26 protein-coding genes are annotated in these 25,928 nt (G+C 66.8%); 4 read left to right on the top strand and 22 right to left on the bottom strand.

Annotated elements, in window-relative coordinates; all coding sequences use genetic code 11:
- Window positions 1-5 precede the first annotated feature (5 nt).
- Both QOL82_RS01055 and QOL82_RS01050 read left to right on the top strand, forming a co-directional pair.
- Entirely contained in the window at window positions 6-1,139 is a 1,134-nt protein-coding gene (locus QOL82_RS01055; protein WP_283440366.1) for a sigma-54 interaction domain-containing protein, read from the top strand.
- A gap of 255 nt (window positions 1,140-1,394) precedes the next feature.
- Complete coding sequence (locus tag QOL82_RS01050) at window positions 1,395-1,664, top strand: GlsB/YeaQ/YmgE family stress response membrane protein (RefSeq protein WP_194711649.1); 270 nt, start codon at window positions 1,395-1,397, stop codon at window positions 1,662-1,664.
- Window positions 1,665-1,776: 112 nt separating this feature from the next.
- Here QOL82_RS01050 and QOL82_RS01045 read toward each other — a convergent pair whose 3' ends face one another.
- The 5 genes from QOL82_RS01045 to QOL82_RS01025 form a co-directional block, all read right to left on the bottom strand.
- On the bottom strand, window positions 1,777-3,477 hold the full coding sequence (locus QOL82_RS01045) for a long-chain-fatty-acid--CoA ligase (protein WP_283440365.1): 1,701 nt from the start codon (window positions 3,475-3,477) through the stop codon (window positions 1,777-1,779).
- Window positions 3,478-3,633: 156 nt separating this feature from the next.
- Entirely contained in the window at window positions 3,634-3,873 is a 240-nt protein-coding gene (locus QOL82_RS01040; RefSeq protein ID WP_283440364.1) for a hypothetical protein, read from the bottom strand.
- A gap of 825 nt (window positions 3,874-4,698) precedes the next feature.
- Window positions 4,699-5,925 carry an acyl-CoA dehydrogenase family protein gene (locus QOL82_RS01035; protein WP_283440363.1) on the bottom strand — a complete coding sequence of 409 codons (1,227 nt, stop codon included), beginning with the start codon at window positions 5,923-5,925 and terminating at the stop codon, window positions 4,699-4,701.
- A gap of 28 nt (window positions 5,926-5,953) precedes the next feature.
- Window positions 5,954-6,724 carry an SDR family oxidoreductase gene (locus tag QOL82_RS01030; protein WP_283440362.1) on the bottom strand — a complete coding sequence of 257 codons (771 nt, stop codon included), beginning with the start codon at window positions 6,722-6,724 and terminating at the stop codon, window positions 5,954-5,956.
- 90 nt (window positions 6,725-6,814) lie between these two features.
- Entirely contained in the window at window positions 6,815-7,522 is a 708-nt protein-coding gene (locus QOL82_RS01025; protein WP_283440361.1) for a histidine phosphatase family protein, read from the bottom strand.
- Window positions 7,523-7,616: 94 nt separating this feature from the next.
- Here QOL82_RS01025 and QOL82_RS01020 point away from each other — a divergent pair, with 94 nt between their 5' ends.
- Complete coding sequence (locus QOL82_RS01020; protein ID WP_283440793.1) at window positions 7,617-8,519, top strand: LysR family transcriptional regulator; 903 nt, start codon at window positions 7,617-7,619, stop codon at window positions 8,517-8,519.
- Between the two features lie 55 nt (window positions 8,520-8,574).
- On the opposite strand, the gene fumC is transcribed toward QOL82_RS01020, so the two are convergent.
- From fumC to rpsP, 15 genes are all read right to left on the bottom strand, one after another.
- Complete coding sequence (gene fumC / locus QOL82_RS01015) at window positions 8,575-9,969, bottom strand: class II fumarate hydratase (RefSeq protein ID WP_283440360.1); 1,395 nt, start codon at window positions 9,967-9,969, stop codon at window positions 8,575-8,577.
- Window positions 9,970-10,100: 131 nt separating this feature from the next.
- Entirely contained in the window at window positions 10,101-13,598 is a 3,498-nt protein-coding gene (locus QOL82_RS01010) for a pilus assembly protein (protein WP_283440359.1), read from the bottom strand.
- A 64-nt stretch (window positions 13,599-13,662) separates the two neighbouring features.
- Window positions 13,663-14,343: a pilus assembly PilX family protein gene (locus tag QOL82_RS01005; RefSeq protein WP_283440358.1), complete on the bottom strand. Its 681-nt coding sequence runs from the start codon at window positions 14,341-14,343 to the stop codon at window positions 13,663-13,665.
- Window positions 14,340-15,422 (bottom strand): PilW family protein, encoded by a 1,083-nt coding sequence (locus tag QOL82_RS01000; RefSeq protein WP_283440357.1) that lies wholly within the window; start codon window positions 15,420-15,422, stop codon window positions 14,340-14,342. The genes QOL82_RS01005 and QOL82_RS01000 overlap by 4 nt, the downstream gene beginning before the upstream one ends.
- The gene (locus QOL82_RS00995) at window positions 15,412-15,816 is read right to left on the bottom strand and encodes a type IV pilus modification PilV family protein (protein ID WP_283440356.1); all 405 of its coding nucleotides are present in this window, start codon (window positions 15,814-15,816) and stop codon (window positions 15,412-15,414) included. The genes QOL82_RS01000 and QOL82_RS00995 overlap by 11 nt, the downstream gene beginning before the upstream one ends.
- Window positions 15,813-16,391, bottom strand: a complete 579-nt coding sequence (locus QOL82_RS00990; RefSeq protein WP_283440355.1) for a pilus assembly FimT family protein — start codon at window positions 16,389-16,391, stop codon at window positions 15,813-15,815. The genes QOL82_RS00995 and QOL82_RS00990 overlap by 4 nt, the downstream gene beginning before the upstream one ends.
- Window positions 16,385-16,819, bottom strand: coding sequence for a type IV pilin protein (locus QOL82_RS00985; protein ID WP_283440354.1), 435 nt, complete (start codon window positions 16,817-16,819; stop codon window positions 16,385-16,387). The genes QOL82_RS00990 and QOL82_RS00985 overlap by 7 nt, the downstream gene beginning before the upstream one ends.
- 222 nt (window positions 16,820-17,041) lie before the next feature.
- On the bottom strand, window positions 17,042-17,974 hold the full coding sequence (locus QOL82_RS00980) for a cation diffusion facilitator family transporter (protein ID WP_283440353.1): 933 nt from the start codon (window positions 17,972-17,974) through the stop codon (window positions 17,042-17,044).
- Window positions 17,975-17,997: 23 nt separating this feature from the next.
- The gene (locus QOL82_RS00975) at window positions 17,998-18,348 is read right to left on the bottom strand and encodes a DUF3579 domain-containing protein (protein WP_283440352.1); all 351 of its coding nucleotides are present in this window, start codon (window positions 18,346-18,348) and stop codon (window positions 17,998-18,000) included.
- Window positions 18,349-18,512: 164 nt separating this feature from the next.
- Entirely contained in the window at window positions 18,513-19,472 is a 960-nt protein-coding gene (locus tag QOL82_RS00970; protein ID WP_283440351.1) for a CobD/CbiB family protein, read from the bottom strand.
- 89 nt (window positions 19,473-19,561) lie between these two features.
- Complete coding sequence (locus QOL82_RS00965) at window positions 19,562-20,230, bottom strand: CoA pyrophosphatase (protein WP_283440350.1); 669 nt, start codon at window positions 20,228-20,230, stop codon at window positions 19,562-19,564.
- A gap of 147 nt (window positions 20,231-20,377) precedes the next feature.
- Window positions 20,378-20,761 (bottom strand): 50S ribosomal protein L19, encoded by a 384-nt coding sequence (rplS, locus tag QOL82_RS00960; protein WP_283440349.1) that lies wholly within the window; start codon window positions 20,759-20,761, stop codon window positions 20,378-20,380.
- Window positions 20,762-20,872: 111 nt separating this feature from the next.
- A complete protein-coding gene (gene trmD, locus QOL82_RS00955; protein ID WP_283440348.1) occupies window positions 20,873-21,622 on the bottom strand; it encodes a tRNA (guanosine(37)-N1)-methyltransferase TrmD in 750 nt (249 codons plus the stop codon).
- 39 nt (window positions 21,623-21,661) lie between these two features.
- Window positions 21,662-22,207 (bottom strand): ribosome maturation factor RimM, encoded by a 546-nt coding sequence (gene rimM, locus QOL82_RS00950; protein WP_283440347.1) that lies wholly within the window; start codon window positions 22,205-22,207, stop codon window positions 21,662-21,664.
- Between the two features lie 15 nt (window positions 22,208-22,222).
- A complete protein-coding gene (gene rpsP, locus QOL82_RS00945) occupies window positions 22,223-22,477 on the bottom strand; it encodes a 30S ribosomal protein S16 (RefSeq protein WP_283440346.1) in 255 nt (84 codons plus the stop codon).
- A gap of 216 nt (window positions 22,478-22,693) precedes the next feature.
- Here rpsP and QOL82_RS00940 point away from each other — a divergent pair, with 216 nt between their 5' ends.
- Entirely contained in the window at window positions 22,694-23,107 is a 414-nt protein-coding gene (locus QOL82_RS00940) for an NINE protein (RefSeq protein ID WP_283440345.1), read from the top strand.
- 18 nt (window positions 23,108-23,125) lie between these two features.
- On the opposite strand, the gene QOL82_RS00935 is transcribed toward QOL82_RS00940, so the two are convergent.
- Together QOL82_RS00935 and QOL82_RS00930 are read right to left on the bottom strand one after the other, a co-directional pair.
- Window positions 23,126-24,913, bottom strand: coding sequence for an acyl-CoA dehydrogenase (locus tag QOL82_RS00935; protein WP_283440344.1), 1,788 nt, complete (start codon window positions 24,911-24,913; stop codon window positions 23,126-23,128).
- A 72-nt stretch (window positions 24,914-24,985) separates the two neighbouring features.
- A complete protein-coding gene (locus QOL82_RS00930) occupies window positions 24,986-25,915 on the bottom strand; it encodes an electron transfer flavoprotein subunit alpha/FixB family protein (protein WP_283440343.1) in 930 nt (309 codons plus the stop codon).
- Window positions 25,916-25,928 lie beyond the last annotated feature (13 nt).

The following is a 25,928-nucleotide window of genomic DNA, read 5'->3' as shown; positions in this document are numbered from 1 at the left end:
ATCCCATGAACAACGGACTGAACGTATGCGGTGCAGTGCTTGGCATGCCTGAAATAGAGAACAAGAACATCGCAGCGTTTCATGCGCAGAATGACGAGCCCGACCACGTACGCCAGGAGGCAGACTCCGGTGTCATGATGCGTTGCGGCGAGCTGTACGGCAGTTCGGATTCCATGCAGCACCTGTACAAGCTGATCACCAAGGTCGCGCCCACGCGCGCCAATGTGCTGATCTCCGGCGAGAGCGGCACCGGCAAGGAACTGGTCGCCAGCGAAATCCACAGGCTGAGCCGCGAAAGCGACAAGCCATTCATCGCGCTGAACTGCGGCGCCATCTCGCCCCAATTGATTGAAGCGGAACTATTCGGCCACGAGCGCGGCAGCTTTACCGGCGCGGTGCGCATGCACAAGGGCTGCTTCGAGCGCGCCGCCGGCGGCACGCTGTTCCTGGATGAACTGACGGAAATGTCGATGGAGATGCAGGTCAAGCTGCTGCGCGTGCTGGAAACAGGCCGCTTCTCCCGCGTCGGCGCCGACGAGGAAAGCCAGGTCAAGGTGCGCGTCATCGCCGCCACCAACCGCGACCCGCAGCAGGCAGTCGACAACGGCTTCCTGCGCAGCGACCTGTATTACCGGCTGTCGGTCTTCCCGATCGCGGTGCCGACGCTGCGCGAGCGCGAGCAGGACATCGAATTGCTGGCCAAGGTGTTCCTGGCCCGGCTCAACGAGGAGGAAGGCACGCGCAAGCAGTTCTCGAAATCGTCGCGCCGTTTCCTCAACGAATATCACTGGCCCGGCAATGTGCGCGAGCTGAAGAACATGGTGCACCGCGCCTTCATCCTCGCCGACCAGGACGTCGACCTTGCGACCGCCATCGGCGCTGCCAAGCCGGTGGTGACCGGCGTGGAAAGCGACTGCGTGACCTTCCCGCTCGGGAGCCGCCTGGCGGATGCGGAGCAGCGCCTGATTTTCGCGACGCTCGGCTATTGCGGCGGCAACAAGACGCAGACCGCCGAAGTGCTGGGCGTGAGCCTGAAGACGCTCTACAACCGCCTCAATGAATACCAGTCCAAGGTATTCAGCAACGACAGCGAGCTGATGAACCGGATGCAGGGCGTCAATGTCAATTCCGGCGCCTGAAAAGTTTTCACGCCTTGCAGTGTATTGTTTTCAAGCCAGCCTGAAACATTTACAAAATAATAAGAAGATTTACGTAAATCATTGATTTCTATAGGCATCGATCCCTGGCCCGATGATTGCTATATTGTTCATGACCAAGGTCGAATGCGGGGAAGCGGGAAGAGGTATCAATGCCGGCCCACCCGGATTTTTTAAGTCGTCGAAGGCTGCTGCTGGCCGGAGGCGTTTTTTTAGATGTACTTTTTGGAGATCAACATGAACTTTATCATCTGGATAGTGGTTGGCGGCCTGCTCGGCTGGGTAGCAAGCATGATCATGCGTACCGACGCACAGCAAGGCATGTTCCTGAACGTTGTCGTCGGCATCATCGGCGCACTGCTGGGTGGCTGGCTGCTGGCTCCCCTGTTTGGCACTGGCACCATCAACCAGAATGACTTTTCCATCAGCTCGCTGCTCGTCTCCCTGCTTGGCGCAGTGATCCTGCTGGCTATCGTCAACCTGTTCCGTCGCGGCAGCCCACGCTAAGCGCAGGAGATGGCTTGATCTTCGGAAGAATGCCCATCGGCAGCACCGCCTTGCCGATGGGCTCTCCGCCCCTTACTCTCCCGCTTCATTCCCCTCCAGGCCGTTCCCTTCCCTAGCGCGCATTGCGCTTCTGCTCTTCCTCCGCATACAGCTCCTTCTTCGACAGCTTGCCGACCGGCGTCTTCGGCAGTTCGGTGCGCAGCTCCAGGGCCTGCACCATTTCATGCTTGCCCAGACGGCTTTTCAGGAATTCCTGCAGCTCCGCGAGCGTGAATGCGCTGGCATCCTTCTTCAGCGTGACGAAGGCCTTGGGCGACTGGCCGCGGTAGTCGTCGGGCACGCCGATCACGCTGACCTCGGACACCGACGGATGCTCGTAGATTGCCTCCTCGACCACGCGCGGATACACGTTGTAGCCACTGCACAGGATCATGTCCTTGGTGCGGTCTACGATGTAGATATAGCCGTCCGCGTCCATGTAGCCGACGTCGCCGGTGCGGAAGAACCCATCCGCGGTCATCGAGTCGGCGGTCGCTTCCGGCTTGTTCCAGTAGCCCTTCATCACATTCGGGCCGCTGATGCACAGCTCGCCGCGCTCGCCGATGGCAACCTCGCGCCCCGGGTCATCCACGCTGACAAATTTGATCGTCACGCCGACGGTCGGCAGGCCGCATGACCCGGCCCGCTGCGGCGCGCCGGCCGGCGTGAACGTGCCGGTCGGCGATGTCTCCGTCATGCCCCAGCCCTCGAGCAGGCTGCAGCCGGTGGCCTTCTGGAAACGCTGGTTGACCTCGACCGGCAGCGGCGCGCCGCCCGAGCCGCAGAACTTCAGGGAGCTCAGGTCGTACTTGGCGATATCGGGATGGTTGAGGATGGCGGTGTACATGGTCGGCACCCCGGGGAAGACCGTGATCTTCTTCGCCGCCAGGTCCTTCAGCACCGCGTCGGCGTCGAAGCGGGTATGCAGCACGATCTCGGCGCCCAGGCGCAGCCCGAACAGCATGTTGACGGTCAGCGCATAGATATGGAACAGCGGCAGCACCGCCAGCACCTTCTCGCACCCTTCCTCCAGCACCCGCGGCTCGCCATTGACCACGGCCATGATCTGGCTGCAGGCCGACGTCAGGTTGGCATGGGTCAGCATCGCTCCCTTGGGCAGGCCGGTGGTGCCGCCGGTGTATTGCAGCACCGCGATCGCGTCATGCAGGTTCTGCGGCAGCGGATGCCGCTGGTACTGGCCGTCATTGGCCAGCAGGTCGGAAAACGCCAGGTGGAAGCCGTCAGCCTGCACCTCGGCCAGCATGCCCGCGCCCTGCAGGTGGGCGCGCACGCCGTCCGGATGCCCGCTCATTTCCGCCAGGCTGCCAGTCACCAGCTTCTGCAGCCGGCTCTGGCCCATCAGGCGGCGCATCTGCGGATACAGCATCGCGAGATCGAGCGTGACCATGATGTCGGTCTGGCTGTCCTCGACCTTGTGTTCCAGCACCCTGGCGGCGTCCAGCGGCGAGTAGTTGACGACCGTGCCGCCGGCCATCATCACGCCGAAGAAACTGATCACGTAATGCGGGGTGTTGGGCAGGAACAGGCCGACGTGGACGCCCGGCCCGACACCCAGCTTCTGGAAGCCGGCCGCGGCGCGGTGGCACTGGTCCAGCAGGTCGCGGTACGTGGTGGTCTTGCCCATGAATTCCAGGGCGGGGTTATCGGGCCAGCGTGCGGCGGCGTCTTCCAGTATCTGCTGGACGGGGCTTACGGGGAGGGGGGCGTCCCAGTGCACGCCGGGGGGATAGGATTTGATCCATGGATGATTCATGCTATGTCTCCGTTATGTTTTCTGTGTTTGTTTTTGCGCGCGGGTTGTGCGCGGCGGGTCGGGCCGGATGTGTGAGCTTACAGCAGGGGGAAGGGTTCGTGCTACGGGGTCATACAGGGTTTTGTTTTGCAATTTGCATTGCGGTCGCGGTACGCTTCAAGCGTTCTTCCATTTACCCGTTCGCCCTGAGTAGGTGGCGCAGCAGCCGTATCGGAAGGCTGGCTCAGGGTAAAGCATGTCGTTGCTGTTGACGTTGCGCGTAGCGACAGTTGCTGTTGCAGTTGGCTCCGCGCAGCGACGGTTGCCGTTGCCGTTGCCGTTGCCGTTGCCGTTGCCGTTGCCGTTGCCGTTGCCGTTGCCGTTGCCGTTGCAGTGGGTCCCCGTTGATGACGCCACGTCGCTGGTGCCGAAATCGGATAAAGAAGCGTCCGCTGTCTGAGCGAAGCGAGTTTCGGACGCTTCCCGATTTCGGTGCCAGCGGCGTGGGCACCCCGCGCAGCGGGGCGGCATCTTCGGGGTCGCCTTTTCTTGGTTACTTCTTTTGGCGAAGCAAAAGAAGTGACCCGGCCGCCGGGACGGACTCCCGGCTAGGTCGTCCGGCAGGACACACGTATCGCTTCACCCGCCAGCAGGCGTACCGTCGCGAAGCCGCTTCTGCAGTTTGCGACGGCTGCACGTTACGAGAACGCGCCACAGCGCAAGGCGCCGATGCTACGTTTGCTAACGGGTGAAACGTTGAGGCTTCACTGCCGTGGGGAGTAGCCGGGTGTTCGGCCCGGCAGCCGACCCGCTTTTTTGCTTCGCCAAAAAAGTGGGGCAAAAAAGGCGACCCCTACGATGGCGGTCCGCTGCGCGGACTGCACGCGCCGCCAGCACCTGAAACGGGAAGCGTCCGAAACTCGCTTCGCTCAGACAGCGGACGCTTCTTTATCCGTTTCAGGCGCTGGCGACGCGTCGCCATCTAACGGAGACTCACTGCAACGGCAACTGCAACTGCAACTGCAACGGCAACGGCAACCGCAACCGCAACCGCAACCGCAACTGTCGCTGCGCGGAGCCAACTGCAACAGCAACTGTCGCTGCGCGGAACGTCAACTGCAACGGTCGCTGCGCGGGCAAATGCTATCGCGCCGCGCGATACAACTTTCGCTTCCGAACGGGCGCAGGGTGCAATCAGCGGATAGCCAATCACACCCTGCGATCATCCAACCTCCCTGCCCGCTACGCCACCTTCACCTTGTGCCTGGCAAGCTCCAGCCTGCCAATCTGGTTACGATGCACCTCATCCGGCCCATCCGCAATCCGCAAGGCCCTCGCCCCCGCATACGCCGGCGCCAGGAACGGATCGGCCATCCCTCCGCCCCCCTGGGCCTGGATCGCCCAGTCGATCACCCTGCACGCCATGTTGGGCGCGGCAACCTTGATCATCGCGATCTCCTTGGCGGCAGCCTTGTTGCCCACCGTGTCCATCATCTGCGCGGCATTGAGCACCAGGAAACGTGCCTGATCGATGTCGATGCGCGCCTCGGCGATGCGTTCCAGGGTGACGCCCTGCTCCGCCACCGGGCGGCCGAAGGCCACGCGGGACAGGGTGCGCTTGCACATCTGGTCCAGCGCCCGTTCCGCCAGCCCGATCAAACGCATGCAGTGGTGGATGCGGCCCGGTCCCAGGCGGCCCTGGGCGATCTCGAAGCCGCGGCCTTCGCCGAGCAGGATGTTGGACACGGGGACGCGGACGTTCTCAAACAGCGTCTCGGCATGGCCGTGCGGCGCGTCGTCGAAACCGAAGACCGGCAGGTGGCGCACGATGGACACGCCCGGGGTGTCGCGCGGGACGATGATCATCGACTGCTGCTGGTGGCGGTTCGGGTTGTCCGGGTCGGTCTTGCCCATGAAGATGAACACCTTGCAGCGCGGGTCGTTCGCGCCCGACGACCACCACTTGCGGCCGTTGATCACGTAATGGTCGCCGTCGCGCTCGATGCGGGCCTCGATGTTGGTGGCGTCCGACGAGGCCACAGCCGGCTCGGTCATCGCGAAGCAGGAACGGATCTCGCCGGCCAGCAGCGGGACCAGCCATTGCTTCTGGTGTTCCTCGGTGCCGTAGCGCGCCAGCACTTCCATGTTGCCGGTGTCGGGCGCGCTGCAGTTGAAGACCTCGGGCGACCAGATGGCGCGGCCCATGATCTCGCACAGAGGCGCGTATTCCAGGTTGGTCAGGCCGGCGCCGTGGCGCGATTCCGGCAGGAACAGGTTCCACAGGCCAGCCGCACGGGCCTTCTGCTTCAGGTCCTCGATGACCCTGGTCGGCTGCCATGCATTGCCGTTCTTCCGGTTGGTCTCGACTTCATCGAAGTAGGCCGCTTCGCCCGGGAAGACATGCTCGTCCATGAAGGCAAGCAGGCGTGCCTGCAAATCCCTGACTTTGTCGCTGTACTGGAAATCCATCTGGTGCTCCTTGGTAGTTGCGCAGGCGTTAGCTGCAGAGATAGCCGCCGTCGACGTTGAGCGCCGCGCCGGTGGTGTAGCTGGCGGCGTCGGACGCCAGGTAGAGGACCGCGCCCGCCATCTCGGACGGCTCGGCGACGCGGCGCATCGGAATGCGGTTCAGCGCCTGCTCCAGGATGACCGGGTTATGGAACAGCGCCGACGCGAACTTGGTGTCGGTCGCGCCGGGCAGCAGCGCATTGACGCGCACCTTCTGCGGCGCGCATTCGCGGGCGAAGGCCTTCGTCATCGAGATGACGGCAGCCTTGGTGATCGAGTAGATGCCCTGCTGCGCGCCCGGCGTGACGCCGTTGACCGAGGCCACGTTGACGATGCTGCCGCCGCCGTTTTTCGCCATCAGCTTGGCGCCGGCGGAGGACATGAAGAAGTAGCCGCGGATATTCACATCCACGGTCTTCTGGAACGCGCCGACATCGGTCTCGGTGATGTGGCCGAAGTGCGGGTTGGTGGCCGCATTGTTGACCAGGATGTCGAGCCGGCCGTGTTTCGCTTCGAGGTCGGCGAAGAGCTTGTCGATCTGCGCCATTTCGCCGATATGGCAGGCATAGGCCTCGGCCTTGCCGCCGGCTTCGCGTATCGATGCGGCCACGCCTTCGCAGGCGTCAAGCTTGCGGCTGGACACGATCACGTGCGCGCCCTGCGCGGCCAGCAGCCGCGCGATGCCCTCGCCGATGCCGCGGCTCGCGCCGGTGACCAGGGCGATCTTGCCCGACAGGTCGAATGGATTGCTGATGTTCATGGCGTCTCCTTGTGTAAGGCTGTGTAGTGAAGGCTGCTCGATGAAGCAGCCTGATTGGTCTGCCTGCCGGGGCCGTGCAACGAAGCCGTCCTAGCGGTAGGTAATGGACTTCTTGTCGCCCAGCAGCTCGAGGTGGGCATAGCTGTTCATGGTGCTCAGGGTCACGTGGCCGGGCCGGAACAGCAGCCGGGTCACCGCCGCATTGACCAGCGTCCAGTTCAGCTTGGCCATGCGCTCGTCGGACAGGCCCAGCAGGTGCTGGCACAGCGTGGCGATGGTGCCGCCGGACGTGAAGACGACGATGCGCTGCGACTGCCCCGCGCCGTCCAGCACCCGCTGCAGCGCGCCGAGGCAGCGGGTGCGGAAGGCGGGCCATGGCTCGGCGTATTCATGGTCATGCTGGCCGTCCGTCCAGCGCGACATCGACTCCTCGAACAGCCGCTGGTAGACCGCCTTCGCATCGTCGGTCTCGAGGAAGAATTGCTTGACCGCGATCGGGTCGACGAAGTCCGGCCGGTGCCGCTGCAGCACTTCCTGGTGATCGTATTCGTTGAAGCCCGGATCGGTGACCCAGGCCGACGCCGGCGGCGCGCTTTCCGGCAGCTGCGACAGGCAGGCATGCGCGGTCTGCCGGTGGCGCTCCATGTCGCCGGTGACCACCGTATCGAATTTGATGCCGCAGTCGGCGAACCAGCGTCCGAGCAATTTGCTCTGCTCGACGCCCAGATCGGAAAGCTGGTCGTAATTGGCCTTGCCGAACGAGGCCTGACCATGACGTACCAGAAATAATTGTCCCATGCCCGTTATCCATGCTGTGTTGCGATGCAATGCATGGTACATAGTCGGATGTCATCGATCAAATGAATACGGATAATCAACTTCCATCAATATGATGCATATATCCCGGGTAGATCTGAACCTGTTCATCGTCTTCGAAGCGATCTATGCGGAAGGCAGCGTGACCCGCGCCAGCCTGAAGCTGAACCTGACCCAGCCGGCCATCAGCCATGCGCTGGGACGGCTGCGGGTGATGTTCGACGACCCGCTGTTCGTGCGGCAAGGGCACATGATGGTATCGACGCCGCTGGCGCGCAGCATCATCGAGCCGGTGCGGCATTCACTGCGCGGCTTCGAGGTGACACTCAACAAGCTCAACCGCTTCGACCCGGCGTCGACCGAAAAGGAATTCTCGCTGGCCCTGCGCGACGTGCTGGAATCGACCGTGCTGCCGCCGCTGATGGTGGCGCTGGAACGGGAAGCGCCGCATGCCAGGGTGGCCGCGGTGCAGGTGGACCGGCGCGAACTGGAAAGCGAGCTGCAGGCGGGAACGCTGGACTGCGCGATCGACGTGCTGCTGCCGCTGGCCGCCGACATCCGGCATACGCGGATCCTGGCCGACCGCACGCTGGTGGTGGCGCGGCGCGGGCATCCGCGGCTGCGGGACGGGATCACGCTGGACCAGTACCTGGCGGAGGAGCACATCCTCGCCAGTTCGCGGCGCAAGGGACCGGGCATCGAGGACTTCGAGCTGAGCCGGCTCGGCATGCAGCGAAAGATCCGGCTGCGCTGCCAGCATTATTTCGCCGCCTGCCGCGTGGTCAGCCAGACCGACCTGATCCTGACCATGCCCGAGCGCTATGCGCGGGTCGCCAACCAGCAGTTCGATAACCAACTGTTGCCGCTGCCGCTGGAGATGCCGGCCTGGGACGTCTACCTGTACTGGCATGCGAACGTCGAGGACGACCCGGCCAACCGCTGGCTGCGGGAAAGGCTGACGGCGGCGATGATGGGATGAGCCCGGCTGCGGAACGCGCAGCCGCGGCCCGGCCGACCGGGCGGGCCGCCGCCGGTCAGGCCCCGTCAGGCCGTATCATCTGCTCCGGCTTCACCCACTGCTCGAACTGTTCCTCGGTCACGTAGCCCAGCGCCAGCGCAGTGTCCTTCAGCGTGCCGCCTTCCTTGTGCGCCTGCTTCGCGATCTGCGCGGCGCGGTCGTAGCCGATGTGCGGCGCCAGCGCCGTCACCAGCATCAGCGAGCGGGCCATCAGGTCGGCGATGCGGTCCCGGTTGGCCTCGATCCCGCTGGCGCAATGGGCGTCGAAGCTCTGCATGCCGTCGGCCAGCAGCCGCACGCTCTGCAGGAAGTTATGCGCCAGCAGCGGCTTGAACACATTGAGCTCGAAGTTGCCGGAAGCGCCGCCGATATTGATCGCGACATCGTTGCCGAATACCTGGCAGCACAGCATGGTCATCGCCTCGCACTGGGTCGGGTTAACCTTGCCGGGCATGATGGAGCTGCCCGGCTCGTTTTCCGGGATCGTCAGCTCGCCCAGGCCGGAGCGCGGGCCGGACGCCAGCCAGCGCACGTCATTCGCAATCTTCATCATCGCCGCGGCCAGCGTCTTCAGCGCGCCATGCGCCGACACCAGCTCGTCATGCGCGGCCAGGGCGGCGAACTTGTTGGGCGCGCTGATGAACGCCAGCCCGGTGCGCTGGCTCAGCTGCGCGGCCAGCCGCTCGCCGAACTCGACATGGGTGTTCAGGCCGGTGCCGACCGCGGTGCCGCCGGCGGCCAGGCGCAGCAGCGGCGCCAGGGTCGCTTCCAGCATCTGCCGCGCATGGTCGAGCTGGGCCACGTAGCCGGAGAACTCCTGCCCGAGCGACAGCGGCGTCGCATCCTGCAGGTGGGTGCGGCCGATCTTGATAATGCCGGCAAACTCTTCGGACTTGCGCTGCAGCGTCGCGCGCAATTGGTCGAGCGCCGGCAGCAGGTGCTGCGCCACCGCCCGCGCCGCGGCCACGTGCATCGCGGTCGGGAAGATGTCGTTGGACGACTGGCCCATGTTCACGTCGTCGTTCGGGTGCACGCGGCGGGCCTGGCCGCGCTCGCCGCCCAGCAGTTCCGACGCCCGGTTGGCCAGCACTTCGTTCATGTTCATGTTGCTCTGGGTGCCGGAGCCGGTCTGCCAGACCGACAGCGGGAATTCTTCAGGGTGGCTGCCGGCGATCACCTCGTCGGCGGCGCGCACCAGCGCATCGGCCTTTTCCGGGGCCAGCAGCGACAGGTCGCGGTTGACCACCGCGGCCGCCCGCTTGACCTCGGCCAGCGCGTCGATCAGTTCCGGCGCCATGCGCTCGGACGAGATGCGGAAGAATTCGCGCGAACGCTGGGTCTGGGCGCCCCACAGGCGCTCCGCCGGGACATCGATCGGGCCAAAAGTATCGCGTTCAGTTCTACTGGTCATGCGGGGCTCCTTGGGGAAGATAGGAGTTGGACTGCGACGGCCGGGCAAGTTCCCGGCATCGTCCGGCGCGGCATGATGCCGGGACCGGGCGCTGACCCTACCCTGTCCCTGCGGCCCCGTCCTTGCATGCCCTAGTCGGCCAGCTCCCGCCAGTCCACCCGCCTGACCTTGCCCGACGACGCCGGCACGGCCGGATCGGCATAGCTGCCGACGCCGCCGGCGCTGTCGGCGGCCAGCGTGGTGGTGGCGCCGCTGGTGAGCCGGAGCGTACTGACGCCGGTCAGCATCGCCTGCGCCGACACCGGCCTGCCAGCCGCCGTGGCGCCGGGCAAGGTAGCGCCGCTGGCCAGGTCCAGCGCATACAGCCAGGCCGAGCCGCCCTGGCTGCATACCGCGTCGGAAGGCACGTTGCCCACGGCCTTGAGCACGCCCAGCGCCACCTCCATGTCGACATTGATCCGTTCGCCCGGCGTCGCGCCGGCCGGGTCGAGGTCGACATACCAGCCGGCGCCGCTCGCCCAGTCGACCGGGCTCGCGGTGATGCGGCGGCCGCCGTCCCGGGCCGTCAGCGCCTGCCGCACCAGCACGCCGTCGCGGCGGACCTGGCCCAAGCCCGCGCCGTCGGGCCGCAGGCTGTCCTTCATCACGTAGATGCTCTGCTGCGCGGTGCTGGCCGCGTCGCTGGCGCCGAGGTAGCTGCCGGTGCCGACGACCACCACCGGGTATTGCGCGCCGGCCTGGCGGATCATGGCCAGTTCGGGCCGGGTCGTGACCGGCTGCGCGCCGGCGCCGTTCCGGCCGCCAAGCTGCGCCAGCAGCGCCGCGCTGCCCCGGTCGATGTCGAAGCGCCATACGTTGCCGAGCAGGTCGCCGCCATAGATGCGGCTGGCGGTGTTGTCGGACGGGCTGTCGACCCAGGCGCTGATGCGCGCCAGGCCGGCCGGCGTGCCCGCCCCGCCCGCGCCGGTGCCGATCCTGTCCAGTCGGCGGCCGCTGGCGGCGTCGAGCACGGTGAGATAGGCGCGGCCGTCGCCCGGATGGACATTGTTGTAGCCGGAAGTCACGGCCACCACCCAGGCGCCGTCGGCGCGCTTGGCGATGACCGGGTTGCCGAAGCTCAGGCCGAGGTCGGCATCGTCGGTCACCGTGTACTGCCACAGCGCGCGCGGCGCAGCCGGGTCGGTGATGTCGAGCGCATAGTAGCCGCGCCCGCCGGCGCCGTAGCCGCCCACCAGGATGGTCCGCCATTCGCCGGCCGCACAGGTTGCGGGAGGCGATTTCGGGCAGATGTCGGCCGCCACCGGCGAGCCGTCGAGCAGGTAGCGATGCCGCGCCGCATAGTCGCGGTCGGCCAGCCGGTAGAGCGCGGGCAGCACCAGCGCCGGCACATAGGCCCAGGCTTCGCTGCCGGCATCGCCGCCGCTGGCGCGGAACGCATGCAGCATGCCATCGTTGGCGGCCGCGTAAATCATGGGCTGGCGCGACGCCTGCGCGGCCTTGTAGCCGAGGTAGCCGGGGTCCGCGTAATGAAACGGCGGCGCCGCCACGTAGAGCGGCTGGGCATTCACGATGTCGCCCAGCACCCGCTCGCGGTGGCGGAACAGGGACGATGCGCCGGCGGCGTCGCGGCTGCTGCCGCGCAGGTAGGCAAGCAGCTTCTCGCCATTAATTGTGGACAACTGGCCGGGATCGAAGTCCGCGCATTGGGACAGCTTCGGATCCGGTGCGCACAGATCACTGAACGGCGCCCTCTCGTCCGCATTCAGCGCATCCCAGGCGAAAGGCTTGAGCCGGCTTCCCTGCAGGCTGGCCGCATCGTCGGTCAGCACGGTGCGGCTGCCGCTGTCGGCTTGCGAACGCAGCCTGTCCTGGGCCGACCACAGCGGCGTCGACGACACCAGGCCGGTCGCCGGATCGACCGCGCGGGCTTCCAGCTCGCCGTCCCAGGCGACGCTGCGATAGCTGGCGAGAAAGACCTGGTTGTCGCCCGCCACCGGCTCGAGCCGGCTGGTCGCCACCGCGGCCGCGGCGCCAGGGCGGGAACGCGCGCTCGCCAGGGCGCTCGACAGCATCGACGCCAGCGCCGTGGAGTCGGCGGCGCTGAAGTAGTAACCGCCACCGTTGACCGCCGCATGCCACAGGTCGTCTACCCGGGCCGGGCCGAACGATACCGGCGGCGGCCAGTCGGCGGCGCCGTTGCGGATATCGGCGAAATCGCCGGACTGCGCGCCGGCATAGTCGGGGTCGTAGCGCAGCGTGCCGCTGACGCCCAGCCCCAGCGTGAAGGTGGTCATGTGCTGGTGGCTGGCGGGGTCGGCGCTGGAAGCGGGCACGTTGTTGCTGCAGACGTCCGCGCCGAGCGCGCCGCTGCAATTGCCCAGGTCGGGATGGCGCAGGTCTGTGCGGTAATAATAGGCGGCAACGTCGGCCAGCGTGTCGGCCGCGCCGCCCGGCGCGCCGGCAGCGGCCGGGGTGCCGTCGTATTGCGGGCGCGGCAGCAGCGCATCGGCATTGCCGACCGGGCTGCCGTCGAGGCCGAGCGGGCCATAGCCGCCGTCTTCCTCCACGCCCAGGCGGACGTTGCTGTTCCAGTAGCCGTCGGTCGACAAGATGGTGTAGTTGTGCTGGCAGGAATACTGCACCGGGTCGCTGCCGCCGGCTGCCGCCCGGCCTGCATACATGCGGCCGGCCTTGGACAGCGCGCCGCGCAGCGGCGTGCCGGACGCCGGCACGACCAGCGCCGACAGCTTGGCGTACAGCGCCGACTTCTGGGCCGCATCGAAATCGGCGATGGCGAGGTAGCCGACATCGGCCGTGTCGGCGCCGGTATAGCCGATGGTGCTGTAACCGATGCGGTAGCTGTCGCCGAGTTCGCGCACCGCCCTGATCAGCGAGGTTTTCATCAGCAGGATGCGGGTACGGTAAAAGCTGTACCAGTTGGCGAAATTCTGCCGCTCGTCGCTGCCGCCGACGCCCGAGTCCGGCCCCACGACCACTTTTTTCCAGTTGGCGTCGCCGCCCGGCGCGACGTCGAAGCGGCTGTCCCGGCAGTCGTCGAATGCCGAACCGTCGCCGAGCCGGCCGCGGCGCTGCCCCTGGTAGGCAAAATAGTAGGCGGCGCCGGGCTGGTTGCCGACGCCGGCGCCGTCAGCCGGGTCCCGGCAGTGGCCCGCCCCGTCCCAGCAATCCCACGACGCCGCGCCGGGGTCGCTCCAGTACGAGCGCCAGGCCCTGAAGGCCGTGCCGAGGTCGACCCGGGCGTCGCCGTCGGCGCGCCGGTAACCGTCCAGCCAGGCGGCGCCGAAGGTTGCGGAAGGGACCGCCGCGCCATCCGTCCCGACCGGAGGAAGGTAGGTGTTGGACGGGTTGTAGTACAGCTTGTTGCACAGTGCGCTGCGGTAGCCGACCGTGTTCGGATAGCCGTTGGACTTGACGCTGTCGCCGAGATAGCTCCACTGCATGCTGCCCGAATCGTCGAGCACCAGCATGATGTTGGGCTTGGGTCCGGCCGTCCTGAGCGGCGCGCTGGCGATGTCCGTGGGCGCTGCGTGGGCGGCGGCGAATGCGGCCAGCAGGCAAAATCCGCTTGCTGCGCGCCGCAGTAGTCGGGCAATCCGGCAATCGGGCATGGCATTCTCCGGTTATCGATGGATGGGACGACCGCGCGTCGCTGGCATGGGGCAAAACGGGCCTTCAGTAGCGCACCAGGACTTCGATCACGCTGACGGTGTTGCGCGGTCCGCTTGCGCGTACGGTGATCCGGTAATAGGCCGTCGGTGCGGCGACGAGCCGCTTGTTCCGGCCATAGCTGAGGCCGGTGCGGCTGCTGCTTTCGGCTTCGGCGGGCAGGTGGAACGCGCAGTCGCCGGCTGCCGTATGCGGTCCGGCGGCGGCGCACAGCCGCTGCACCAGGTAATGCACCGCGTTGCCTGCGGCGTCGCGGGCGGGCAAGGCGACCGGTTTCAGGCAACGCGCAACCGTGGCGCCCCCGCAGCCGTCGTCCTGCCAGTCCACCGTGGCCGACTGGCTGCCGCCGCGGTTGCCGCTGCCATCGAAATCGGCCGCGTCGCTGGCGTAATAACCCGCTTCGACCCGGTTTTCCGCCAGCGTGGCGGCGTCCTGCCGTCCCAGCCAGTCGATCGCGGCCTCGACGCCGGCCTCGGCGGCCAGCGTGGCCGCGCGCTTGAATGCGAGGTTGCCGGACAGCAGGTTCGCGCTGTCCACCATCCTCATCAGCGCGGCGGCGCCCAGCATCAGCGCAATCAGCATCACCAGCGCGGCCAGCAGCACGTTGCCGCGGCCATGCCGGCCAGGGTGGCCAGGCTGTCCAGGCTGTCCAATGCGGCTGAAGCGGTCCGGCGGCTCGCCGGTCAAGGCGCGCCCCAGACGACATTGCGTATCGGCACCGCCGTTTCCGCGACCCGGTAGCGGTAGCACTTCCAGTCGGGAAGGTGGGCGAGGCTGATCGGGCTCCTGCCCGTCGCGCCGTCGGCCTGCATGGCCTGCCAGCCCGGCGCATTGGCGGCGCCCTCGACGGTGGTGGCGCAGGCGCCGCCGACGCCTGGGGCCTGGCGGAACGGACTGCGGGCCACCACGGCCAGGCGCAGCCCGCCCATGCGCTGCCAGTCGCCGCGGTCGCCGCTGGCGCCGCTGCGGTCGGCATCCAGCATCGTCTCGCTCCAGGTGTCGACCTGGAGCCGGGCCTGCGCGCCCGGGCGCGTGTCGAAGCCGTACTGCAGCTTCAGGCTGACGATGTTCGATGCAATATTCTCGGTGGTCGGCGCGGCGCCGGGATAAACGGTGCGCGTGCGCTGGAGCAGCGTGCCGCTGATCGCATAGGTGACCCGTTCCAGCCGTCCCAGGTTGACGACGATGGCCTCGCTGGAATAAGCGCTGTCGCCCACCGCGTCGGCGTTGCCGGGCGCCGCCGCGCCATTCTCGGCAACCCGGCTTGCCTGCAGCGCGCTGGTCACGCCGCCCACGCGCAGCAGCGCGCATGGCCGGCCGGCCTGCTGCAGCGCGAGGAAGTCGCCGGGCCGCATGCCCAGCGTGCTGCCGACAGCGATCGTGGCGCTGCCGGGCGCTAGGCCGGCGGCCAGCCGGGCCGGCGCCGCCCGGCTGTCGCCGAGCAGCAGGTGCAGCGTGTCGGGGCCGCCCTGGCCGCCGGCGACGATCTGCGCCGGCGCCAGCAGCAGGCTGCCGCCGGCGTCGCGGCGGGCGTCGCAGCCCAGCAGGCGGCGGTCGGCCATGCCCTGCCCGGCCTGCAGCACGTCGCGCTCGATCGCATACAGCGCATTCATCGCGCTGGTCTGCGCGCCGATACCGCTGTCGGTATCCCGGTGCTGGAAGTGGAACGCGATATACGCCTGCGACATCGCCAGCAGCGTCAGCAGGCCCAGCGACAGGCCAACCATCAGTTCGGCCAGGCCGAAGCCGGCGCGCCTAGTCGGCAATCCGGGTCGCGGCGACATACTGGTGGGCTGTGGCATCTCCGGGCGCCTGCCAGCGCAGCCTGATGACGACATTGCCGTCGGCATCGATGGCAATCTCCGGCGGATGGCCCGCGACATTCGGCAGGACCAGTGCGGCGTCGGCGACGAAGCGGCTCGCGCCGGCGCCGTTCGCGCCGTACTGCGCGGCAAGCGCGCCGGCATCCCGCGGACCCAGGCGCATCCGGGCGGCCAGTTCGCCGACCAGTACACTGGCTGTGGCGCGGTAATGGGCGTCGGCGGCCTGGCGCTTCGCGCTGGCCGACAGCATCAGCACGGCCAGCGCGCCGACCGAGAACAGCGCCATCGCCATCACGCTCTGCAGCAGGAAGGTGCCGCGCTGCCAGCGCCGCTTCATGCGCAGTCCTGGGGCGGCCGGCAGACCCTGGCCAGCCCGGCGTCGATCCTGACGACCAGCCGCCGCGCGCCCGGCGTCGCGTGGCTGACCTCGATCCGGTCCGGCGCCGGGCCGGCCAGGCGGCCCAGCCCGTTGAAGGCGATGCTTACCGGGAGCCCGGCGCCGGCGGCCAGCGCCGCGCCGGCGCCGGCGTCGGTCGCCACGACTGCCACGTTCGCCACGGCGGCAGCGGCGGCCACCGCCGATGCCGCCATCCGGGTATTGAGCCCGCCTTCCCCGCGCTTGCGCTCCGCGATCAGGGCCGGGCAGGCTGCGTCGGCCGGGACGCAGCCGATGCGCCACTCGACCAGTCCGCCGGCATCGGCCAACGTCAGCTGCACCGGGCGGTTGCGCCGTATCGCCTCGCTGCGCGCCAGCAGCAGGCCGGACTGTATGGACTCGGCCGCGCCCCGGACCTGCAGGTCCCGTATCCAGCCGGTGAATGACGGCATGCCGACCAGCAGCAGGCAGGAGATGATGGTCACCCCTATCAGCAATTCGATCAGCGTCACGCCGCGCTGGCGACCCGTCAGCATGCGCCGCTCCTGCTGCCGACCCAGCAGTCGCGTGGCGTCGCGCCCCAGCCGGCCGGCAATCCCAGGGTGCGGCGCTGTCCGGCATGGTCGATGGAATAAATGAAGTCGCCCATGCCGCGCGTCCCGTCCCCGGTGGCCGTGGCCAGGAAGCCCTGGCCGTCGGCGGGCGTCTCGCAGCGATAGGAAAACTCGCGGGAGGACGGCGTCGCGCCGCCGCATGCGCCGTTCGCGCCGTAGCGGCGGTGATCCTGGTAATACTGTTCAAGGCCGACGCGCCAGCTTGCCAGGGCTGCGGCGGCGACGGCCGCATGGCCGCGGCGGACATGGTCGGTATAGGAGGGAAAGGCAACGGCGCTGAGGATGGCGATAATCGCGATGCTTATCAGGAGTTCGATCAGCGTAAAACCGGCTGATGAAGCACGATCCATGGTGATGTATTCCGCTGGCTTGGTGGGCGAGACGCCCGCGCCGCCGGCACGCTGGCAGGTCGGTACGAGGGGCGGGCACTGCAGGGAATGCAAGCGCTGGGCGGCGCAATTCCCGAAGCGCGGAGAATGCAGACTCGCGCCGGACGGCGCATGCATTATTAAGATGGATTAATTAAGCTGGCGCCGCATCGCGCCGCGCTGAAATAAGGCCGGCGGCGGCCTTCAGCTCACCAGCGCACAGCGCACCGGCTGCTCGATGCCGACCTGCACCGTGCTGTGCTTGATGCCGAAGCGTTCCGCCAGTTCGCCGGCGACCTCGTTGAAGAACGCGTCGTCGGGATGCCCGCCCGGCATCAGCAGGTGGGCGGTCAGCGCAGTCTCGGTTGTGCTCATCCCCCATACATGCAGGTCCTGCACCGCGATCACGCCGGGCAGCGCGGCCAGGTAGGCATGCACGTCGTCCAGCACGATGTGCGCCGGCACCGCATTGAGCGACAGCCGCAGCGCATCGCGCAGCAGGCCGAAGCTGCTGGCCAGGATCACGGCCACGATCGCCAGCGACAGCACCGGGTCGACCCAGTACCAGCCGGTGTAGAGCATGATCAGGCCGCCGGCCACCACCGCCAGCGACACCAGCGCGTCGGCGGCCATGTGCAGATAAGCGCCGCGCAGGTTCAGGTCGCCCTTGCTGCCGGCCATGAAAAGCCAGGCGGAGAACGCATTGACCGCGATGCCGACGCCGGCGACCACGGAGACCGTCAGGCCGCCCACCGGGGCCGGCGCGGTGAGCCGGAGCACCGCCTCCCAGGCAATGCCGCCGCAGGCCACCAGCAGCAGCATCGAATTGCCGAGCGCGGCCAGGATGGAGGTGCCGCGCAGGCCGTAGGTGTAGCGGCCCTCCGGGCGCTTCTTGGTCAGCACCGCGGCCACCCAGGCCAGCACCAGCCCGAGCACGTCGGACAGGTTGTGGCCGGCGTCGGCCATCAGCGCGGTGGAATGGGCGATCAGCCCGTAGGCGAACTCGACGCCGACAAAACCGACGTTGAGCAGGATGGCGATGAGGAAGGCGCGGCTATGGTCGCCCGGCGCGGGGGGCGCGTGATGATGATGGCCATGCGCATGGTCGTGATGATGATCGGTATGTGCATGGGCCATGGTTCTGGTGTCGCTTTCCGGCGCTAGGGCCTGGTGTCCTTGCTGTCGGCGTCCGGCAGCAGGCAGGCCTCTACCACCTGCAGGTCATTGTCGCGCGCGAAATCGATGACGAACTGGTAAGCCAGCGGCTCTATCTCGCGCAATTGTTCGTTGACCAGCACAGATTTAACGCCATTGAGCAGGGTCGGCCGAACGTAGGGAGAATACTTCAGGTGCGCATTGCGCCCACCGCTGCCTTCCGGACGAAAGTGCGACAGCACCCCGCACAGCCGCTCGGACCAGTCGCTCGGACGGAAAGTGCGGCCGTCGCTGGTGATCCCCTGGATGAAGAACTCGTTGGCTGGCGCTGCGCTGGTCTTGTCGGGATCTGCCATGGCGGATGCGATTTCGGTGGAAAGGCAACTTGGAAAGCCGTGCGCCATCGTGTAGCGTCAGGCCGGGAAATTCTTGTATCAAGATTGGTATTACATATTATATCTTATAGAAGAGTTTCCCTAAAACCCGCTACCACGATGTGAAATTTACGATTGCTGCCGGCTCATCCCAGCCAGACCGCGACCGACAGCAGCAGCAACAGCAGCATCCACAGCAGCAGCGCGCGCCATACCAGCCCGACCGTGCTCTGCAGCGCTCGTATCGTCGGCTCCTCGCCGGGAAGCGTCTCGGCCTCGACGCCCGCGGCGTCTATCGTCGCCTCGTCCATGGTCAGCAGCAGGCTGGTCGCATTCTCGTGCGGCGTGCCCAGCCGCACGCCCATCGCGCCGCCGCCAGCTGACAGGATAATGCCGGTCGTCTCGTTCTGCCAGCGCCGCGCAAAATTGCGCCATGCATAGATGGCATCCTCGAAATTGCCGACGATGGCGAACGCGGCCGCGGTCAGGCGCGCCGGCACCCAGTCTATCCAGTAGTAGATGCGGATCGCAAAGCGCCCGAATGCCTCGGTTTTCATATGGTCGGGCTCGCTCCAGGCGCGCGCCAGGTATTCGGCCACCCGGTACAGCACCGCGCCCGCCGGGCCGAACGGCATCAGGAACCAGAAAAAGACGCCGAATACATGCCGGTGCGTGGTGATGAGCGCCTTTTCCACCGCCAGCCGCGCCAGTTCCGGCGCATCCATGCCGCTGGTGTCCTGGCGCAGCCACTGGGCCAGCAGCTTGCGCGCGGTTTCCGTGTCGCCGGTATTCAGCGCGAACTGCACGGCGGTGAAGTAATGGCTGTAATGCCGGAAACCCAGCGTCAGGTAGAGGATCAGCACATTCCAGGCCAGCGCGAGGAAGGGGCTGACCCGCATGCACAGCCAGTAGATCAGCACGGTGGGCAGCGTCAGGCTGGCGATCACCACCAGCCAGCCCAGGCGGCCATGCTCGACATGGCCGGCGTTGAACCAGCCCTCGACCCGGATCGCGTAATTCTTGATGGCCCCATACACCGGGTTGTCGGCGCGCAGGGGCTTGAGTTGCTCGATCAGCAGTGCGAGAAGAATGGAGATAAAGGTCATCAGTCGCCCATGAGGTCAGCAGCCGCTACGATAACGTAGTGATAGTAAGTAATCAAACGACGACGCCAACGGCATGCGGGACCGAAATATCATGCTCGCAGGAAATGAAACAGGTTGCGCAGCATGCCGGCGGTGGCGCCCCAGATGAAGAATCGGTCATACGGCATCGTATAGAACGTGCGCCGCGCAATGCCGGGCGCCTCGATGCTGCGCCGCTGGTGGTTCATGCCATCCATCAGGAAAGCCAGCGGCACTTCGAAAATTTCCTCGACCTCGAACGGGTCGGCTTTCAGCTCGAACGGCGGATGGACCAGCCCGACGACCGGCGTGACCCGATAGCCGGTGCCGGTGAAATGGTCAGGCAGCGTGCCCAGCACTTCGATGTGCTGGCGCGCCAGCCCGATTTCTTCCTCGGTCTCGCGCAGCGCGGTGTCGATTGCGGTCGGGTCTTCCGGCTCGGCGCGGCCGCCCGGCAGGCTGACCTGGCCGGCATGGTCGGTCAGGTGCGCGGTGCGCTCGGTGAGCAGCATGGTCAGGCCCTGCTCGCGCTGCACCAGCGGCATCAGCACCGATGCCCGGGTCGGATTGCCGTCGCGCACGCGCAGCAGGCGCTCCTCGATGGTTTCCGGCTCCCAGCGCGGCGGGTTGGCGAAGCGCCTGCGCAGGCGCTCGACGCTCAGCTCCTCGGCCAGCACGGCGGCTTCGCCAGCCAGGGATTCGATCGGAAGTATTTTTGGGTCGAAATGCAGTTTGGTCAAAACAGGGGTTCCCGGCGCATCCCGGCGGCTGCAGGCGGGACAGGCACGAAGTCAGCGGAAAAAGCAGCCATGGCTGGGGATATGGGTACGGCCGGCCATGAAAAAAGGGCACCATCGTGGTGCCCTCGCATGATACGCCGCAGCGAATTATGCTGCTGGTGCGGCCTTGACGCGACGTGCCGGCAGTTTTTCCTTGATGCGCGCCGATTTGCCCGAGCGCTCACGCAGGTAGTACAGCTTGGCGCGACGGACATCGCCGCGACGCTTGACTTCGATCGACGCGATCAGCGGGGAATACAGCTGAAAGGTACGCTCGACGCCTTCGCCCGACGAAATCTTGCGGACGATGAAGTTCGAGTTCAGGCCACGGTTGCGGCGGGAAATCACGACGCCTTCGTACGCCTGGGCGCGCTTGCGGGTGCCTTCTACCACGTTGACGCTGACGATCACGGTGTCGCCTGGGGCGAAATCGGGAATGTTGGCGCCGAGACGCGAAATCTCTTCTTGCTCGAGTTGCTGGATCAGATCCATTTATTGCTCCTGGTGCCATCTTGCCGGCGCTTCATTGATGCAGCCCGGTAGAGGATGGGGTTCAACATAACCGCCTGGCCAACATGGCCAGGCGCTCTTTTTTCAGCCTGCTTACTGCAGGCTGCTCAAAAACTTTTCATCGGCTGCGCTCAGCAGCCCGGCCGCCCGCGCACTCGCGATCAGCGCCGGCCGCTTGGCCAGCGTGGCCCTGAGCGCCTGCTGCCGCCGCCACTTGACGATCTCGGCATGGTGGCCGCCCATCAGCACCGCCGGTACCGCTTCGCCCTCGTACACTTCCGGGCGGGTGTAATGCGGATAGTCGAGCAGCCCGTTGACGAAACTGTCCTCGACTGCCGACGCATCGTCATGCAGCACGCCCGGCAACTGCCGGATCACCGCATCCATCAGCGCCATCGCCGGCAACTCGCCGCCCGACAGCACGAAATCGCCGATGCTGATTTCCTCATCGACGCAGCGGTCCAGCAGGCGCTGGTCCACCGCCTCGTAACGTCCGCACAGCAGCACCAGCCCCGGCTCGGCCGCCAGCTGCATGACGCGCTGGTGGTCCAGCATCCGGCCTTGCGGCGACAGGTAGATCACCCGCGGCCTGGGCAGGCCCAGTTGCTGCTGGCGTTCGCCGGCGGCGTTCAGCGCGCTTTCCAGCGGCCTGGCCAGCATCACCATGCCGGGGCCGCCGCCATAGGGCCGGTCGTCCACGGTGCGATGATTGTCGCTGGTGAAATCGCGCGGATTCCACAGGCCCAGGCCACACCGCCCCTGCTCGAAAGCGCGGCGGGTGATGCCCGACTGGGTAATTGCCGAAAACATTTCCGGGAACAGGCTCACGACATCAAACTGCATACCGCCACCCTTCCCCGCGCACCGCTGCTGCCTGTGCCGTCACGAATAATCCGCTTCCCAGTCCACCGTGATCAGGCGCGCTGCCTGGTCCACGGTCTTGACGAACTGGTCGACGAAGGGAATCAGCAATTCCGGCGCGGGCTTCTGGCCCTCTGCCGCCGGCTGCTCGACCCGCAGTATCGGATGCGCGCCATTGTCCATCAGGTCGCCGACCACGCCGAGCGACTCGCCGCGTTCGTTGACCACTGCCAGGCCGATCAGGTCGATCCAGTAGAATTCATCGTTGTCCAGCGCCGGGAAATGGCTGCGACGCACATGCACGGCGGCGCCTCTCAGCGCCTCGGCGGCGTCGCGGCCGGCAACGCCCATCAGCCTTGCGACCACTTCGTCGTTGTGCAGCTTGGACTGCATCATTTCGACGTCGCGCATCTCGGGCTTGTCCAGCCACCAGGTCTTGGCGGCCAGCAGCGCATCGCCATCGGACGAATAGGGCTTGACGCGCACCCAGCCGTTGATGCCGTAAGCGCCGGACACGTAGCCGACCAGCACCAGGTCGTCAGGAACCGGGATTCCCGATGCGGTCATCTTTGCTGCCTGTAATTAAGCTGCGGCTTTCGTCGCAGCCTGGCTGACCAGACGGGCAGCGGTTGGCGACAGCTGCGCGCCAACGCCTTGCCAGTAGGTCAGGCGGTCCTGGGCGATACGGACCGACTCTTCGGCGCCGGAAGCGACCGGATTGTAGAAACCGATGCGCTCGATGAAGCGGCCGTCGCGGCGATTACGGGAATCGGTCACGACGATGTTGAAGAACGGGCGCTTCTTGGCGCCTCCACGGGCTAAACGAATGACGACCATAATATTTCCAAAAAGTGTACGGAGACGGGAAAAACCAGTGATTATAGCGGGTTTTCCCCGGAAACGGACAGGTTAATGAGTGTCCAGGCTGAGTGGCCGGCGCGGGAAGCGCGGCGAGGCGACAGTATAAGGCGGTTTTCAGGCGATGCGGCGATTGCCACGCCGGCAGTGCTGATGCACACTACGCCCGCGATTTCGCCCGCTTCCGCCTGACCCATGCGCACCCACAAGAACAAGACCCTCGCCACCCTGCTCGCGCTGCTGCTCGGCAGCGCCGGCCTGCACCGCTTCTACCTGTACGGGCGGCGCGACCTGTGGGGCTGGGTCCACCTGGCGACCTTGCCGCTGTCGGCGCTGCTGATGCTGGGGTACCCGGAGGCGCCAGCCATCTTCAGCGCCGGCCCGTTCGTGCTGTCGGTGCTGGCGGCCTTCCTGGAGACGCTGGTGATCGGCGTGACGCCGGATGAAAAGTGGGATGCGCGCCACAACCCGGAGTCGGGCCGCACGTCCGACACCGGCTGGCAGGTGCCGCTGATGCTGGTGCTGGCCCTCGCATGCGGCGCAACCGCGCTGATCGCGGCGATTGCGCGGACTTTCGACATCCTGCTGACCGGCGGCTCCTACGGCTGAACCGCCGGCCCGGCCGGCTCAGAACTGGTCTTCGGCCAGCGCCAGCACGCCGACGCTGCCGCCGACGATCGCCGCCCGGTAGCCCGACGCCTGCGACAGCAGGTGGTCGGCGAAGAAACGCGCGGTGGCGATCTTGGCCTGGTAGAAGCGCGCATCGCCCTCCCCGCTGTCGAGCTTGCGCTGCGCGATCAGCGCGGCGCGCGCCATCTGCCAGCCGCACAGCACGATGCCGGCCATCTTCAGGTAGGGAACGCTGCCTGAGAACACGCCCTTGATGTCCGACTTCATGTTGGCGACGATGTAGTCGACCACTTCCTCCAGCGCCTTCGATCCCGCCGCCAGCTGGTTGCGGATCGCCGCGAGGTCGCCGCCCGCGCTTTCGAGTTCGGCCTCGGTCGCGCGCACCTGGGCCAGGATGGCCTTGGCGGTCGCGCCGCCGTCGCGCACGGTCTTGCGGCCGACCAGGTCATTGGCCTGGATCGCGGTGGTGCCTTCGTAGATGGTCAGGATGCGGGCGTCGCGGTAGTACTGCGCCGCGCCGGTCTCCTCGATGAAGCCCATGCCGCCATGCACCTGCACGCCGGTCGACGCGACATCGATCGACATCTCGGTCGACCAGCCCTTCACCACCGGCACCATGAACTCGTAGAACGCCTGGTTCTGCTTGCGCACCGCGGCATCGTCCGAATGATGCGCGGCATCGTAGGCGGCGGCCGTCACATAGGCCAGCGCCCGTGCGCCCTCGGTCTGGGCCCGCATCGACATCAGCATGCGGCGCACGTCGGGGTGGTGGATGATGGCCACCGGGCCGGGCGAGCCGGCCAGGTCGCGCGACTGCACGCGGTCGCGCGCATAGCCCACGGCCTTCTGGTACGCGGTCTCCGCCACGCCGACACCCTGCATGCCGACCGCGAAGCGGGCCGCGTTCATCATGATGAACATGTATTCGAGCCCGCGGTTTTCCTCGCCGACCAGCGTGCCGATGGCGCCGCCGTGGTCGCCGAACTGCAGAACCGCGGTCGGGCTGGCCTTGATGCCCAGCTTGTGCTCGATCGACACGCAATGCACGTCGTTGCGCTCGCCCAGGCTGCCGTCGGCATTGACCAGGAACTTCGGCACGACGAACAGCGAGATGCCCTTCACGCCTTCCGGCGCGTCCGGCGTGCGCGCCAGCACCAGGTGGACGATGTTCTCGGCCATGTCATGCTCGCCGTAGGTGATGTAGATCTTGGTGCCGGACACCTTGAACGTGCCGTCGCCCTGCGGCACCGCGCGGGTGCGCACCAGCGCCAGGTCGGAGCCGGCCTGCGGCTCGGTCAGGTTCATGGTGCCGGTCCACTTGCCCGAGATCAGGTTGGACAGGTAAATCTTCTTCTGCTCGTCGCTACCGGCCACCAGCAGCGCCTCGATGGCGCCGTCGGTCAGCAGCGGGCACAGCGCGAACGACAGGTTGGCGGAGTTCAGCATCTCGATGCAGGGCGTCGCCACCAGCTTGGGCAAGCCCTGGCCGCCGAATTCGACCGGGTGCTGCACGCCCTGCCAGCCAGCCTGCCCAAACGCATGGAAGGCCTCCCTGAAACCGCGGGTAGTGGTCACCTCGCCGTTTTTCCAGGCGCTCGGCTCGCGGTCGCCGGCGACGTTCAGGGGCGCCACCACCTCGCCGCAAAATTTCGCATTTTCCTCGAGCACCGCTTCGACGGTCTCGGGCGTGGCGTCCTCGCAGCCCGGCAGGGCATGGACGGCGGACAGGTTGGCCAGTTCATTGACCACGAACAGCATGTCCTTCAGGGGGGCGGCATAGCTCATCTGATACTCCCAAAAAAATGGGCAGGTAGCGCCTGTGCGCATCCTGCCCGTGGCGGTTCAACCCGGATTAAATCAGCCCAGTTCCTTGACCAGTTCCGGCACCAGTTCGAACAGGTCGCCGGCGATGCCGTAATCAGCCACGCTGAAGATCGGCGCTTCCGGGTCCTTGTTGATGGCGACGATGGTCTTGGAATCCTTCATGCCTGCCAGATGCTGGATCGCGCCCGAGATGCCGACCGCGATGTAGAGCTGGGGAGCCACGATCTTGCCGGTCTGGCCGACCTGCCAGTCGTTGGGCACGTAGCCTGCGTCCACCGCGGCGCGCGATGCGCCCATGGCGGCGCCCAGCCTGTCGGCCAGCGGCTCGAGGATCTTGAACGCGTCGCCGGAACCCATGCCGCGGCCACCGGAAACGATGATCTTGGCGGCGGTCAGTTCCGGACGGTCGGACTTGGCCAGCTCGCGCGAGACGAAGGACGACTTGCCGGCGTCTCCGGCGGCTTCGACGTTTTCGACCGCAGCCGATCCGCCCTGCGCAGCGGCATCGAAGCCGGTGGTGCGCACGGTGATGACCTTGACCGGGTCGGCCGACTGCACGGTGGCAATCGCGTTGCCGGCATAGATCGGGCGCTCGAAGGTGTCGGGCGAAACCACCTTGGTGATCTCGGAAATCTGCGCGACGTCCAGGCGGGCGGCGACGCGCGGCAGGATGTTCTTGCCGTAGGCGGTGGCCGGCGCCAGGATGTGGCTGTAGTTCGAGGCCAGCGCCAGCACCTGCTCGGCAACGTTCTCGGCCAGGCCGTCGGCGAACTGCGCGCCGTCGGCGACCAGGACCTTGGTCACGCCGGCCAGCTGCGCGGCTGCTTCGGCAGCGGCGCCGCAGTTGGCGCCGGCAACCAGCACGTGGACTTCGCCGCCGCATTCGGACGCGGCGGTGACGGTGTTGAGGGTGCTGCCCTTGAGGGTAGCGTTATCGTGTTCTGCAATAACCAATGCGGCCATGATGTCTTTCCCG

This window comes from Noviherbaspirillum suwonense (assembly GCF_900182955.1).
In the GTDB taxonomy this organism is placed as follows: Bacteria; Pseudomonadota; Gammaproteobacteria; order Burkholderiales; family Burkholderiaceae_D; genus Noviherbaspirillum_A; species Noviherbaspirillum_A suwonense.
The sequence above is the reverse complement of the archived record's forward strand: the minus strand, read 5'-3'. Positions and strand labels throughout refer to the sequence as shown.

What these genes read in the sequence shown, in the direction of transcription:
- rplS (WP_283440349.1), bottom strand. Translation starts at nt 20,761, where the DNA reads ATGGATCTGATCCAGCAACTCGAGCAAGAAGAGATTTCGCGTCTCGGC.
- QOL82_RS01055 (WP_283440366.1), top strand. Translation starts at nt 6, where the DNA reads ATGAACAACGGACTGAACGTATGCGGTGCAGTGCTTGGCATGCCTGAA.
- QOL82_RS00940 (WP_283440345.1), top strand. Translation starts at nt 22,694, where the DNA reads ATGCGCACCCACAAGAACAAGACCCTCGCCACCCTGCTCGCGCTGCTG.
- QOL82_RS01020 (WP_283440793.1), top strand. Translation starts at nt 7,617, where the DNA reads ATGCATATATCCCGGGTAGATCTGAACCTGTTCATCGTCTTCGAAGCG.
- fumC (WP_283440360.1), bottom strand. Translation starts at nt 9,969, where the DNA reads ATGACCAGTAGAACTGAACGCGATACTTTTGGCCCGATCGATGTCCCG.
- QOL82_RS00995 (WP_283440356.1), bottom strand. Translation starts at nt 15,816, where the DNA reads ATGAAGCGGCGCTGGCAGCGCGGCACCTTCCTGCTGCAGAGCGTGATG.
- QOL82_RS00985 (WP_283440354.1), bottom strand. Translation starts at nt 16,819, where the DNA reads ATGGATCGTGCTTCATCAGCCGGTTTTACGCTGATCGAACTCCTGATA.
- QOL82_RS00975 (WP_283440352.1), bottom strand. Translation starts at nt 18,348, where the DNA reads ATGGCAGATCCCGACAAGACCAGCGCAGCGCCAGCCAACGAGTTCTTC.
- QOL82_RS01045 (WP_283440365.1), bottom strand. Translation starts at nt 3,477, where the DNA reads ATGAATCATCCATGGATCAAATCCTATCCCCCCGGCGTGCACTGGGAC.
- QOL82_RS01010 (WP_283440359.1), bottom strand. Translation starts at nt 13,598, where the DNA reads ATGCCCGATTGCCGGATTGCCCGACTACTGCGGCGCGCAGCAAGCGGA.
- rpsP (WP_283440346.1), bottom strand. Translation starts at nt 22,477, where the DNA reads ATGGTCGTCATTCGTTTAGCCCGTGGAGGCGCCAAGAAGCGCCCGTTC.
- QOL82_RS00990 (WP_283440355.1), bottom strand. Translation starts at nt 16,391, where the DNA reads ATGCTGACGGGTCGCCAGCGCGGCGTGACGCTGATCGAATTGCTGATA.
- QOL82_RS01035 (WP_283440363.1), bottom strand. Translation starts at nt 5,925, where the DNA reads ATGGATTTCCAGTACAGCGACAAAGTCAGGGATTTGCAGGCACGCCTG.
- QOL82_RS01050 (WP_194711649.1), top strand. Translation starts at nt 1,395, where the DNA reads ATGAACTTTATCATCTGGATAGTGGTTGGCGGCCTGCTCGGCTGGGTA.
- QOL82_RS01030 (WP_283440362.1), bottom strand. Translation starts at nt 6,724, where the DNA reads ATGAACATCAGCAATCCATTCGACCTGTCGGGCAAGATCGCCCTGGTC.
- QOL82_RS00930 (WP_283440343.1), bottom strand. Translation starts at nt 25,915, where the DNA reads ATGGCCGCATTGGTTATTGCAGAACACGATAACGCTACCCTCAAGGGC.
- QOL82_RS00980 (WP_283440353.1), bottom strand. Translation starts at nt 17,974, where the DNA reads ATGGCCCATGCACATACCGATCATCATCACGACCATGCGCATGGCCAT.
- QOL82_RS00970 (WP_283440351.1), bottom strand. Translation starts at nt 19,472, where the DNA reads ATGACCTTTATCTCCATTCTTCTCGCACTGCTGATCGAGCAACTCAAG.
- rimM (WP_283440347.1), bottom strand. Translation starts at nt 22,207, where the DNA reads ATGACCGCATCGGGAATCCCGGTTCCTGACGACCTGGTGCTGGTCGGC.
- QOL82_RS00935 (WP_283440344.1), bottom strand. Translation starts at nt 24,913, where the DNA reads ATGAGCTATGCCGCCCCCCTGAAGGACATGCTGTTCGTGGTCAATGAA.
- trmD (WP_283440348.1), bottom strand. Translation starts at nt 21,622, where the DNA reads ATGCAGTTTGATGTCGTGAGCCTGTTCCCGGAAATGTTTTCGGCAATT.
- QOL82_RS01025 (WP_283440361.1), bottom strand. Translation starts at nt 7,522, where the DNA reads ATGGGACAATTATTTCTGGTACGTCATGGTCAGGCCTCGTTCGGCAAG.